The sequence below is a fragment of the Paenibacillus sp. LBL genome, assembly GCF_029893715.1.
Taxonomy (GTDB): Bacteria; Bacillota; Bacilli; order Paenibacillales; family Paenibacillaceae; genus Paenibacillus_AQ; species Paenibacillus_AQ glucanolyticus.
In genome coordinates, this window is sequence record NZ_JARXYU010000011.1 from 81411 (window position 1) to 93522 (window position 12112).

The window sequence follows — 12112 nt, forward strand, 5'->3', positions numbered from 1 at the left end:
AATGAAGGAATAAGGAGGGAACATCATGGATTGGGGCCGTGCCAAAAATGTATTGATCTACGCGTTTTTGCTGCTGAATCTGGTGCTGGGCTATCAGCTCTGGATGGATTACCGTGAGCAGGTCGGCTCCAATCTCGATTTCACCTCGCTATCCGAGAGCACCCAGCAGGTGATGGAGGAGAATGGGATTCAATTGCTGAGCCCGATTCCGACGGAGACGCCGCAGCTTCCTAAAATTAATTATATATACAGTGCAGAAGCGCAGGGCGAGCCGGTAGGGCTTGAGGAGCCGGTTGACACCAAGCTGGTGTATGCCGATGAGAAGGAATTGCGAAATGCCTTTGAAGGGAAGGTTGCCGATCTCGGAAACTATCGTCATGATCCGCAGTCAGACAAGGAGAACATATTCATATTCCGTCCGTTGGTGCAAAAGGAATGGCCGCTCTTTAATGTGGAACTGGAGTTCATTTATGAATCCCAGAAGATTCACGCCTATCGCGAACCGGTCTTTGAGATTATGCCAACCGATGATATGGAGGAGCAGAAGGTACTGTCCGCATCGAAGGCGCTTGAGACCCTCATTGAACGTAACTTTATACCGCCGGACACAGCGGTCAGAGAGATTCAGCTCGGTTATTATGGGCAGCTGTTTAATACGGAGGATCAATTGGCAGCGCCAACCTGGCGGTTTACGCTGGACCATGGCGAGATGATTTATGTACAGGGCATCAGCGGGGATGTCCTTACGCCAAAAAGCGATACGACAAAGGAGTAACAAGACTATGGGGATATCATTTTCCGTGCTGTCGAGCGGCTCAACGGGCAATGCGACCATTGTCCGCAATGAGGATACGACACTGCTGATTGATGCGGGATTGAGTGCACGGCGCATTGATGAGCTGCTGAAGGAACGCGAGATGATGGGGGAAGAAATCGACGGCATCCTGGTAACGCATGAGCATTCCGATCACATTCGGGGGCTTGGTGCGGTTGCCCGTAAATACAATCTGCCCATCTATGCGAATGAGAAGACGTGGGAAGCGATGACCAAGTCGCTGGGCAAGATTGCCGAAGAGAACCGGATTGTGCTGGAGAGTCATGAGGTCAAGGATTTTGGCACGCTGCGGGTAGAGCCTTTTGAAATATCCCATGACGCTGCGGCACCGGTCGGTTATTGCTTCTATGATGGCGATGAGAAGCTCGGCGTGGCTACAGATCTCGGTTATGTCAGCGATAAAGTGAAGAAAGCGCTGGATGGATCGGACGTGCTGGTGCTGGAGGCGAACCATGATATCGAGATGCTAAGGATGGGACGGTATCCATGGAATACCAAACGCCGGATTCTCGGCGACATGGGCCATTTGTCGAATATTTCGGCAGGTGATGCCCTGAGCGAGCTGCTGACGGGAGATACCAAACGGACATATCTTGCCCATCTTAGCCTTGATCATAACATGATGGAGCTGGCAAGAATGACCGTCCGTGATACGATGGAGGATCGCGGGTGCTTCTTCAAGGACAGTGAGTTTAAATTGTGTGACACGTATTATGACCGTCCAACCCCTTGGGATAAGGTAAGCGAGTAGACGTAAAAGCCATTATAGATTCATTATATAATCATAAGAAAACAGCCCCACCGTCATATTTATTTATGACATGGAGCTGTTTTTGTTGTTATGGCCTATCCTGAGAACTTCGCCCGCGTTAACGCTTGCTGAGACTCTCCTGCGCCATGCGAACCATTTCCCGAACCATGGAACCGCCAATCGCACCGCCGACTTTTCCGGCCTGCTCCGTGGTCAGATCTCCGTTACTGCCGGGTTTAAGCGGTACCCCCAAAGACTTGGCGACCTCATATTTGACGTCTTCCTGACTCTGCGGGTCTACCTTGTAACCTTCATTCTGCATCACCTTGGTCATGAATTGCTGCATTTCGGGGCTCCGGTGCCGCCTTGATCTTCTTGCCATCCCATAACCCTCCTCACTGCTGTATGGTTTCCCCCTCATAACATTCCCCGTTGAGAACTTACAAATGAATGGATAACCTAACCATTTCAAATACTAGGGGGAGTTTGAGAGCTCTTCTGGTTGTTAATAGGATCATTTCATAGACAAGACTCGGATAGGAGGCTAGCTGCTGGGAAATCGGAAGTATTTTTGCAATGGGAAGCTTATGAAGAATAAGTTGCCGGGAATCCAAATAGGAATGATGTGTAGGTCAACCGGAGCCTACCTCCTGGCCTGTCTGATTTGTATGGATTTGGCAGCTTTTGGCGATCTCCTTTGCCATATTCTTAACACATTTGTTCTGTATAGTTCTTGAAGGGGGAATGCACGATTGAGGGCTGAGACGTTCAGTGCTTGAGGGATGTCGAAAGAATGGAACATGGAATAATATCCTTGAAAATGGAACCTCTTGGTTGTCTCTCACGTATAGAAGGGTATCGTGTTCACCCGTGATTGTTGTTGTTCTGTAATGAAGAATTACGCTGTGTACAGACTTTAGGAATTGCCATCAATTTGGCATTTGTTTTTACAAAAGAAAGCTGACGTGAACCTCTGTTCGTGTGGTACAATAGGAGCACTAGAAGGCTGGATGCTTCTGTCAGAACCCGCATCGAACAAGACATCAGGGCCTCTGTATGGTATAGATCGAGCTGGTCCAGGTATTCCCAGTTTTTTTTACGAAAAACAGATATTTCGCGCTTAAGCCGCCCTGTTTGTGGTAATAGAAAGATACAGGGTTTTTTTTGAACTGTCGGGTGGCAATACATACCTTTTATGGAACTAGATTTCAGCCGAAAGAGCCGGAATATTCGCTAAAGAGCCATATTTCGATAAAAGTTCAAAGAGAGGGTTCAAAAATGCAACTTTTTGAGCCGCTAAAGAGTTAATACAATAGAGAGATATTTAACAGGTGGCACGCTGCCGATTCATAGAAAGCTAGATACACTCGGTGCAGGGCGGTTGTTATGACGACAAGATGATTAAGTCGGTAATGGCGGAAGGTCTGAAGCTGGTAAAGTATCTTGACGTGTAGCAGCCAAGGGGAGAGAGGGATCGCAATGGGATTGTTTGACGATGATTTCTATTCAACTAAAATTTCCAGACAGAGCAAAAATACCAGCGAGGACCCATCTGAGCGAAAAACGAAGTGGCGGACTTCCCGCCGTAAAAAGAGTTTATCCACATTTCAGATATCCGCGATCAGCTCCGTATGCAGCGCATTGATTGCAGTCATGCTGTTCAGCTTCCTTACAGGACATCCTGCGACTTCGTCGCCCATGACCTTAGTTAATGGCAGTCACCAGCTGTCCACGTCCGATGGCGATCCATACGAACGAATTATCAGCGCTGCTCAGAAGGTACGGCCGGCCGTAGTCAGCGTACTGACACATAAAGAGACCGTCTTTCCCGAAGAGGAAGGCCTAGAGGGAGAGGGTCTGGAAGAGGAGTCCGCTGTTCCACCGGAACAAGAAGGAGACTTTGAGCTTCCGGAAGGGTTCGATTTCGGGGAAGATTTTGACTTTGGCAATGATTTCGGGGGCTCGCAAGAGGATGCCTTGGGCTCCGGCGTTATCTTTAAGAAACTGGAAGGGAAAGCCTTCGTTATTACCAATAACCATGTGGTTGAAGGAGCCGATTCCCTGGAGGTTGTATTGGTAGGAGGGGAAAAGAGGAAGGCAACCTTGGTCGGCACAGACAACGTCAGCGATATCGCAGTTCTGTCCATTGATAGCAAAGGTATCGGCGAGGTCGCAGAATTTGGCGATTCCTCCAAGCTTCGTCTAGGCGAAACGGTCATTGCCATCGGCAACCCGCTTGGTCTTGGCGATACACTCACTTCCGGCATTGTCAGTTACACGAACCGTATTATTCCGGTGTCACTGAATCAGGATGGCATCTACGATTGGGAACAGGAGGTCATCCAGACTGATGCCGCTATTAACGAAGGCAACAGCGGCGGTGCGCTGGTGGATCTGAACGGCAAAGTCATTGGCATCAACACGATGAAGATTGCTGACACCGGCGTAGAAGGACTCGGGTTTGCAATTCCGGTCAATGAGATTACGGAGGTTGTGACCGAGTTGATGCTGAAGGGCCACATTGCGCGTCCATATCTGGGCGTCTACACGGTGGATCTAAGTAATCCGTATGCTCCGCTCAGCAAGAAGGAGAAGGAGAACCTCAAGCTGCCGAAGACGGTAACCGAAGGCGTGGTTGTACTGGATGCGCTTGGTCCTGCGCTGGATGCCGGTATGCAGTTGAATGACGTCATCATCAAGCTTGACGGCAAACCGATCACGACGACGCTGGAGCTTCGCAAGCACCTCTATCGTAACACGAAGGTAGGCAGTGACCTGAATGTGGCCTTCTATCGCGATGGCAAGCTGCAGTCGCTGAAGGTGAAGCTGGAAGAGAAGCCTGGAGAATAATACGGGCAGTTCTGAAGAATACGGAATCAGGCCCTTGAAGATTTTTTTTGTGCCACGTGATCGTTCGTTGTTTAATGCAGCAAGTAACGGGTATATATTATCGTTAGTGTTGAATAGAATCCAATATAGAGAGATTTTGAAAAAGGTTAGATTAGAGCCGATGAACGGCCGTGAAAAAAGAGCGTGATCCACGCTCTTTTTTTCATTTACCTGAAAGAGATGTAGAGAGCGAAGGACAAGTCCTGTGAAATCCATGGATGTGGAGGAAGCTTTTGCGGATTGAAATAAAGAGGGAATAGCCATTTGCGGCAAAAAGATTTCTTTTTGTCGTAGAGTGTGGTAGAACAAAAGAGTGGCTATACTTGATTGATGATAAAACACAACATGAGGCGAATGATAGAAAGGATGCATAGAATGTACGTCGTATGCAAGGAACATGTGGAACTAGCGATCGAAAATTTCGTGGATGAATATGAGGATGCCCCGGATATTGTTGATCTGAAGGAGACCGAGTTTTCGGACTGGGACCCACCGGTGAAGTGCGCGGAGTGCGAGAAGCATGCTGAGTTTTTAGTTGTGTAACTTTTGAACATTTGACTTGAATAGATGATACCGATGAGAAAGCGTGATGAATTCACGCTTTTTTTGTTAGAATCGATGGGATTATGTTTTCGCTAAGAGCTTGGGAATGGAGGGGACGTCGATGATACAGAGGAGCATCCGAGGCATCCGAGTGACGGATTATACCGATATCTATCTCCTGAACGTGGAGTTTAACCCGAATCTGCATGCGTTCTCGGAAGATAAAGTCAAAGAGAAAATCGAGACCCTCATCCACCATACGAACGATGTGGTTCTGCTATGCGAATCTGATGATGAGGTTATAGGCTACATTCATGGAAGTCCTTATGAGCTGTTGTTCTCAGAATCTTTAATCAATGTGTTAGGTTTTGTCGTAAAGGAGAGGTACCGGAATCAAGGGACGGGAAGTCTGTTGATCGAGAGTCTGGAGCAGTGGTCCCAGAGCCGCGGTTATTCCGGCATCAAGCTGCTGTCACATCCGAGCCGTGTGCAGGCTCACAGATTTTATGAAAGACGGGGCTACAAGTTTACCAAGGATCAGAAAAACTTTATAAAAAAGTTTGAATAAACTCATGCTATCGTACAGGGACTGCCTTTTCAGCGAGGGGTTGAAGAGGTAATAAAGAGTATGCCTGCATTCCGAACGTACTTGTCAGATGGAGTCATAGGCTTCGATGTACAGACTGTCAATAGTGTATGATGGGTCTATAGATGGAATGTGGCGCGGTAAATACCTATCGTGAATGGAGACGATCACTGTGGATGACTACGGGAAATCATGGGAGAATGAAATCAGGCGGGCCGCAGATGAGGCCTACGATAAGGAAATGGATGCAATCAATCAACAGCTGAAGCAAGAAATCCTCATTGCGCTCATTGGCGATGTGAATACCGGGAAGTCTTCCACCATGAACCGTATCGTCGGTGAAGAGGTGGCAGGCGTAGGGGCTGAGCCGGGAGAGACAACCGAGATTAAACCGCACAAGTACAAAGAGCACATTTATTTTATTGACACACCCGGATTGAATGACGTAAATACGGCCAATTCGGATGTGACCTTGAATTATTATAAACAGGCGGATATCGTACTGTTCTTCCTGAACGCAGCGGGTACCGTCTTCTCCGAGGTGGAGAAAAAGTCCTTTGAGAAGATTCAGAGTATCAACTCAAATATTTTGATTGTGCTGAACAAAATCGATGCCGCAGATGAAATCGACCGGCTGGTGGCGCGCATCAAGAAGGAGACCGGGGGGCGCTACGTTGTTGCGCCGGTATCCTCACGGACGGGTGAGAACATCGACCAGCTGCGGAGCAGCATTCTGGAGCTGCTTAAAAAAAAGTCTAAAGACATTCTCTTTGCCAAAAGTATCAAAGAGAAGTCTGCGACAGCCAATGCCTGGATCATTGGAGCCTCCGTCTCCGCAGGGGCGGTAGGCGCATCGCCTATTCCGGGCTCGGATATCATTCCGATTACCGGCATTCAGGTGAGCCTGCTGACGCGGCTGGCGGTGCTGTACAATAAGCCGATCAGCAAGGAGACAGCGAAGGAGCTGGTCATTGCCACGATATTCGGGAATATCGGCAAGAGTATTTTTCGGCAGATCGTGAAGGTGTTTCCGGGAGCGGGATCTGTCGCCGGAGCGACGGTTGCGGGCGCAACTACGCTGGCACTGGGGTATGCGGTGAAATATGCCTATGAGCACAATATCGAGATCAATACGGCGAATATTACGAAGCTTTACAAGAAGTTCAGGGATAAAGCGGAGTCTGAAGCCAAGAGCGAGTCCAAGTAATCTGATGGAATAGAAAAAGGGGCCATCGGCCCCTTGATCGCAGCTGCTTACGGCAGCCGATACTTCCTTATTTACTTTACCGCAGCATGATCGGATTTTGCCTGCTGCAGCATCGATTTCCAATCCGGGAAATCCGTTTCTCTTGAAACATGCCGGTCAAACAGTTCATCTGGAATGTTATCGATATCTTCGTGAGTTTCCACCTGGAAGTTACCCTTTATCAGAAATTCCCCAAAGCTGCCGTGCGATGAATGTTTACGCATAAACGCTTCATTGAACAGCTTTTCCAGAGAAATGTTATCCGGATCCTCCTGTACCGACTTTTGTCCTTGCAGCTCCTTCAACAGATCGTCAAACGACATAGGCTTTTGCTTTCTCAGAGTACCACTCCTAAAACTTTTATTTGTTTTCAGTATAACATATCAGAAATATCTCATACGCATAACCGATTGGGCAGGGGCTTTTCAGTCAAGTTATCTTTTCAATAATGAAGACCATGTCTGCTCAAGCCAGGCATCAAAGTCAGCGCCCTTGTCACCTTCGTACGTATCGTAGAGGTCGATTCTCATCTTTTTCAACTTCTCTTTGAACTCTTCATACGTATGGTCGCGGGGCAGGCTTTTCTTGATGCGCAGCAGCACCTTCGTAGCGTCCTTCATCAGTTCGCCCTTCTGTCGTACCGGCATTTGCACATCTTCGCCAAAAGCCAGCAGTTTATGATAAGCAGCCTCCCGCACTTGATAAACCGCATCCGTATTCAGTCTATGCTTGAGGATGTCGATGGATTTCTGATTTTTCCAATTTCCTAATTCTTCTACCGCATCCAAACGTTCTCTCCAATTGGCGTTCCGGTTGGCAGAGCTCTTCAGCTCCTCGTAATTCTCGGGCATATCCGTTATTACTTCTTGATTGTCCAATCATTTCATCTCCTCAACATGTTGTATCAGGTGGATCTGTACCATATGTTTAATTATGGGGTATCTTTATGGTTTCCGGCGTCGGCTGTACCGTTCGCCTGCTTGGCCCCTTTACTGGTATAAGGTTTGGGTTTACTCTTGGCTCTTCGAGCGCTTGCATCCCACCGGCTCCAGCCCTTCTTGCCCGTGCCTCTGCCTGTTCCGCCCTTGCCTTTGGATTTACTCAACAAATCACTCCGTTATGGTTTAGTCTTGTCCATATATGCTGATTGTTTACCAGCACTGTTGAAATATACACTGTATTTGCCCATATGTATAGGATACCACGGAATTTAGCATAAGAATCGGATTTTATTGGTGGTTTTCATCAGAAGTCATGTTAGAAGTTGACTAATTTCTTTCGGCATGCTATTTTGTTTTTGAACTGACCAGTCAGAATAAGATTGATGAATCGAAAATTAGCCGTGAAAGGGCAGATCCGATTGTGAGTAAAGATAAAATTATCCAAGCAGCCATTGAAGTATTCTCCGAGAACGGATACCACCGTGCAAGCATGGATGAAATTGCCGCCCGGGCACAGGTTGCCAAGGGGACCCTCTATTACAACTTCCCGGGCAAGTCGCAGCTGTTCAAGACGGTTGTGAAGCAGGGCATCGAAGATATTATGCAGCGGACCGAGGCTGAACTGAACTCGCCTCTGCCTATGAAAGAGAAGATCGAGCGTGTGATCCGCGATCATCTGGATTTGTTTCTGGAATCCCGCCATTTTTCCCACATCGTGTTTAACGAGATTTCTAACGGAATCGAGCAGGAAGTACTGGATGAGCTGAAGGAGCTGAAGCGGAAATATTTAAGCTTCTTGGCAAGCATCATTGAGGAGGGTCAGTGTGAAGAGAACCTGTGCCGAGCCGTCGATGCCAATCTAGCGGCTGCCAGCATTGTTGGTACGCTGGAAAGCACCTGTAATTATTACCTGAACCATCAGGATGCGTATTCCCGCGATGATCTGGAGCAGTTTGCGTTCACGATGATTACCCAAGGCCTGTTTATATCGCTTGAATAAGCGAGGCCTTCTTTTTTTGAGCATGTACAACTGACCAGTCAGTACAAAATTTACGGAGGAAAGCGACGGTGTTGATCATGGATTGGAATACAAACGGTTTACTGGCATTGGACTGGTTCAAACAAATGCGAATGGACTCCCCGATAGCGGCAGTTGAGGGGGATGGAGCCTGGAATGTTTTCAAATACGAGGATGTCAAAGCCGTGTTTACAAATTATGAAGTATTCTCATCCCAAGGCTCGTCTTCTACCGATGATCCCATTGAATCCAGTGTTCTGCGGCAGGACCCGCCGAAGCACCGTCAGCTGCGCAAGCTGGTGTCTCATGCGTTCACGCCGCGCATGATTGAATCGCTTGCTCCCAAGATTCAGGAGATTACGACTTCCCTGCTGGATGAAGCAGAGAAGAAGGGAACGGTGGATATCGTTGAAGATCTCGCAAGCCCGCTTCCGATCACGGTAATCGCGGAGATGCTTGGGGTATCGATGGAGTATCGGGAACGCTTCAAGGCATGGTCGGACGCTCTGGTGGGCAACAATTCGGATGCCTATTATCAGTGTCAGCAAGAGATGAGTGAGTATTTCTCCGAGATTGCCGAGGACCGCCGCCGGCATCCGCAGGATGACCTGATCACGAAGCTGGTGGAGGCGCGCATTGATAATGAGCATCTAACCGATCTGGAGATTATCGGGTTCTGTATTCTCCTACTCGTAGCCGGAAATGAAACGACAACCAATCTGATCTCATCAGCGGTACTCGCCTTTGACAGCCTGCCGGAGGTTCGTGCGGAGGTGCTTGCAGACCCATCGCTGCTTCCGGGGGCATTGGAGGAAGTGTTCCGCTACTTCTCGCCCGTTCAGTTAATGTTCCGCAGCGTGAAGCAGGATACGGTGCTTCGGGGGCAGGAGCTGAAGCAGGGCCAATTCGTCTACATCTGGATGGCCTCTGCCAATCATGATGAGGATGTGTTCGAGAAGCCGGACGTCTTCAACATTCACCGGAATCCGAATCCACATCTTGGGCTGGGAAGCGGCATTCATTACTGCATGGGCTCCCAGTTAGCCCGTATGGAGTCCCGAATTGCCCTTCAGACTCTGCTGGACCGTTATCCCGCATACCGCCGGGACCGCTCCGTTGAGCTGGCACGGATGGACAGCACGATGATGTTCGCGCTGAAAGAGCTGCCGATCATTTTGAAATAGATAGCAAGCGAAGAGTCGATCTCGGAGGAGAGCGGCTCTTTTTTAAATGGTGATGTCATTGCTCAAATAACGGTTGAACATGCATAGAAGCAATTGAAATGGCAATGCCCATAAGTTAAATGTTATGGCGGTCTCCTGTCGATTAGAAATTGAGGGAGGGGCTGTAGGAATGCGGAAGGTATGACCTTTAACTGGGGGCGCTACCATGTTAGAATGAACGTCATAACAGCAGAGATTAAGGAGCGAAAGCGCCATGAATATACAGATGATATGCGTAGGCAAGTTGAAGGAGAAGTACCTGGTGCAGGGCATTGCGGAGTACAGCAAGCGCCTTGCGCCTTACGTGCGCCTCTTTGTGCATGAGGTGCCCGATGAGAAGGCGCCGGAGAACATGAGCGAAGCGGAGATGCGGCAAGTGCAGGAGAAGGAGGGCGTGGGCATCCTCGGCCACATCAAGCCGGACACCCACGTCATCGCCCTTGCGATCGGCGGCCAGCTGTGGTCCAGCGAGGAGCTGGCAGCCCATATCGACAAGCTGGGCACGTATGGCACCAGCAGCGTAGCTTTTGTCATCGGGGGCTCTAACGGCCTCTCCGAGGACGTATTAAAGCGCGCGCAGACGAAGCTCAGCTTCGGGCGCATGACCCTGCCGCACCAGCTGATGCGGCTGGTGCTGGTGGAGCAGGTGTACCGCGCGGTGAAGATTAATCGGGGGGAACCTTATCATAAATGACGGCTAAAAATTGGGTTCTTTACTGCCATCTTCGCGGCTTAGCCTGAAGTTGCCGAGGTCGCGAATGTTGTCTCCCGCTTTGAGAACGACGATGTAGCCCTGCGCGCCTAAGCAAAAATCGATTTCAAATTCATCTTCCAGTTCAACACTTAGTTGGTTGAAATAATCCTCGACCTGATCGAGGAGTGCCGCCGGAAGCGCCCCAACCCGGTGCAGCATGACAAGGTCCCGCTTAGTTTTGATGATTTTCAATCTATTTACCTCCTGAAAAAGAAAATGACCCCTCGAAAAGGGGGCTTGGTACTAGGTCACGAATATTATATATGTATCAAAAATTGCTTGAACCGGTTTTAAGCTAACTGGCAGATTAGCGAAAAAGGAAATTGCAGATCAGTGACGATGTTGTAATCGTTAAAGCTTTGAATCTCATAATTACTCTTTTGTAAGGTGTGGTTAAATGGCCTTGGAAAACACAAAGTTTAAATACTTGGAGACTTTTTAAAATCCCGCCGTGAACGGATTAAGCCGGATCGTATGGTTTGGGCGGCTTTTTGGGACAAGTTGCAAAGCGTTTGGGAGCCGGCAAAGTATTGGGGACCGTTGGAAACCCAGAGAAAGCCAAGCTTGCCGCTTCCTTCGGATATGACGAATTATTTGTCCGGTCCGAATTTGCTGAGAAGACCCTGAAGTCCACCGGACAGAAAGGCGTTCACGCTGTCTTTGATCCGGTGGGGGGAAGCATGCGCAAACAAAGCTTAGGTGCTTTGCCCGCTCGGCCAGTTGGTTGTTGTCGGAAACGCCAGCGGTGAAGAGGATGTCTCGCATTCCTTTAACCAAATATGGTTTTCCAACAAACAGTCCGCTGGTTTTACATTAGGCGGATACGCCGAAAGCAATCCTGCAGAAACCGGGAAAGCGGCGCGGGAAGCGTTAAGCATGCTGGCAAGAAAAGAAATCCATGCTGAGATTCACGGCGTGTATCCTTTGGAAAAAGCGGCAGAAGCTCTTACACTTTTAGAGCAGAAAAACACTGTCGGCAAACTGGTTTCGAAAGTATAAGCTCGAAGCAAAACGAGAGAGCTTCACTGTGAGCCTCTTTCCTAAAATACAGTTATTGAAGTAACGAAGACGATAGTTGAATAAAGCGAGATCTAAGAAAGGGCCATCCCGCGAAGGATGGCCCTATAACTTGCCGTTATAAACAACGCGGAGAACCGTATCATAAATAGTGGTAAAGTGGAGGGTAGAAATTGAATATTGATGCCCAGACATTAATCAAGATGAGAGAGCCTCACACCCAGAAGCTGAACAAAAGCGATCTGCAGGGGCATTTGGGTTCCATAAATATATAGATTCGTGAGTATGTGCCCTGCCGCATTACCGGCT

General features: G+C 48.6%; 16 protein-coding genes. 11 read left to right on the top strand and 5 right to left on the bottom strand.

The genetic code is table 11. The features are described from left to right. Nucleotides 1-25 precede the first annotated feature (25 nt). Together yycI and M2277_RS21175 are read left to right on the top strand one after the other, a co-directional pair. Nucleotides 26-775, top strand: coding sequence for a two-component system regulatory protein YycI (gene yycI / locus M2277_RS21170; protein WP_006207305.1), 750 nt, complete (start codon nt 26-28; stop codon nt 773-775). A gap of 7 nt (nt 776-782) precedes the next feature. Further along, nucleotides 783-1586 carry an MBL fold metallo-hydrolase gene (locus M2277_RS21175; protein ID WP_006207304.1) on the top strand — a complete coding sequence of 268 codons (804 nt, stop codon included), beginning with the start codon at nt 783-785 and terminating at the stop codon, nt 1584-1586. 118 nt (nt 1587-1704) lie between these two features. On the opposite strand, the gene M2277_RS21180 is transcribed toward M2277_RS21175, so the two are convergent. Next, complete coding sequence (locus M2277_RS21180) at nt 1705-1968, bottom strand: alpha/beta-type small acid-soluble spore protein (protein WP_006207303.1); 264 nt, start codon at nt 1966-1968, stop codon at nt 1705-1707. Nucleotides 1969-3065: 1097 nt separating this feature from the next. Here M2277_RS21180 and M2277_RS21185 point away from each other — a divergent pair. The 4 genes from M2277_RS21185 (at nt 3066) to M2277_RS21200 (ending at nt 6811) form a co-directional block, all read left to right on the top strand. Continuing rightward, nucleotides 3066-4436 (top strand): S1C family serine protease, encoded by a 1371-nt coding sequence (locus tag M2277_RS21185; RefSeq protein WP_280755481.1) that lies wholly within the window; start codon nt 3066-3068, stop codon nt 4434-4436. 414 nt (nt 4437-4850) lie between these two features. Beyond that, nucleotides 4851-5018: a CxxH/CxxC protein gene (locus tag M2277_RS21190; RefSeq protein WP_006207301.1), complete on the top strand. Its 168-nt coding sequence runs from the start codon at nt 4851-4853 to the stop codon at nt 5016-5018. Nucleotides 5019-5139: 121 nt separating this feature from the next. Beyond that, complete coding sequence (locus tag M2277_RS21195; protein ID WP_006207300.1) at nt 5140-5586, top strand: GNAT family N-acetyltransferase; 447 nt, start codon at nt 5140-5142, stop codon at nt 5584-5586. Between the two features lie 190 nt (nt 5587-5776). Next, the gene (locus tag M2277_RS21200; protein WP_280755482.1) at nt 5777-6811 is read left to right on the top strand and encodes a GTPase; all 1035 of its coding nucleotides are present in this window, start codon (nt 5777-5779) and stop codon (nt 6809-6811) included. A gap of 71 nt (nt 6812-6882) precedes the next feature. Here the strand turns inward: M2277_RS21200 and M2277_RS21205 are convergent, their stop codons facing one another. The 3 genes from M2277_RS21205 to M2277_RS21215 form a co-directional block, all read right to left on the bottom strand. Then, entirely contained in the window at nt 6883-7173 is a 291-nt protein-coding gene (locus tag M2277_RS21205) for a hypothetical protein (RefSeq protein ID WP_006207299.1), read from the bottom strand. A 111-nt stretch (nt 7174-7284) separates the two neighbouring features. Continuing rightward, nucleotides 7285-7728: a HEAT repeat domain-containing protein gene (locus tag M2277_RS21210; protein WP_006207298.1), complete on the bottom strand. Its 444-nt coding sequence runs from the start codon at nt 7726-7728 to the stop codon at nt 7285-7287. 53 nt (nt 7729-7781) lie between these two features. Next, nucleotides 7782-7955 carry a DUF3934 family protein gene (locus M2277_RS21215; RefSeq protein ID WP_006207297.1) on the bottom strand — a complete coding sequence of 58 codons (174 nt, stop codon included), beginning with the start codon at nt 7953-7955 and terminating at the stop codon, nt 7782-7784. Nucleotides 7956-8212: 257 nt separating this feature from the next. Between M2277_RS21215 and M2277_RS21220 the strand changes: the two genes are divergently transcribed. From M2277_RS21220 to rlmH, 3 genes are all read left to right on the top strand, one after another. Then, nucleotides 8213-8791 carry a TetR/AcrR family transcriptional regulator gene (locus tag M2277_RS21220; protein WP_006207296.1) on the top strand — a complete coding sequence of 193 codons (579 nt, stop codon included), beginning with the start codon at nt 8213-8215 and terminating at the stop codon, nt 8789-8791. A gap of 77 nt (nt 8792-8868) precedes the next feature. Next, entirely contained in the window at nt 8869-9993 is a 1125-nt protein-coding gene (locus M2277_RS21225) for a cytochrome P450 (protein ID WP_280755499.1), read from the top strand. Nucleotides 9994-10246: 253 nt separating this feature from the next. Continuing rightward, nucleotides 10247-10726, top strand: coding sequence for a 23S rRNA (pseudouridine(1915)-N(3))-methyltransferase RlmH (gene rlmH, locus M2277_RS21230; RefSeq protein WP_063478184.1), 480 nt, complete (start codon nt 10247-10249; stop codon nt 10724-10726). A gap of 3 nt (nt 10727-10729) precedes the next feature. Here the strand turns inward: rlmH and M2277_RS21235 are convergent, their stop codons facing one another. Beyond that, nucleotides 10730-10978 carry a hypothetical protein gene (locus M2277_RS21235; RefSeq protein ID WP_006207259.1) on the bottom strand — a complete coding sequence of 83 codons (249 nt, stop codon included), beginning with the start codon at nt 10976-10978 and terminating at the stop codon, nt 10730-10732. Between the two features lie 338 nt (nt 10979-11316). On the opposite strand from M2277_RS21235, the gene M2277_RS21240 reads away from it, so the two are divergent. Further along, nucleotides 11317-11535, top strand: a complete 219-nt coding sequence (locus M2277_RS21240; RefSeq protein WP_280755483.1) for a zinc-binding dehydrogenase — start codon at nt 11317-11319, stop codon at nt 11533-11535. After that, a complete protein-coding gene (locus tag M2277_RS21245; protein ID WP_280755484.1) occupies nt 11486-11785 on the top strand; it encodes a zinc-binding dehydrogenase in 300 nt (99 codons plus the stop codon). The genes M2277_RS21240 and M2277_RS21245 overlap by 50 nt, the downstream gene beginning before the upstream one ends. The last annotated feature ends 327 nt before the right edge of the window (nt 11786-12112 follow it).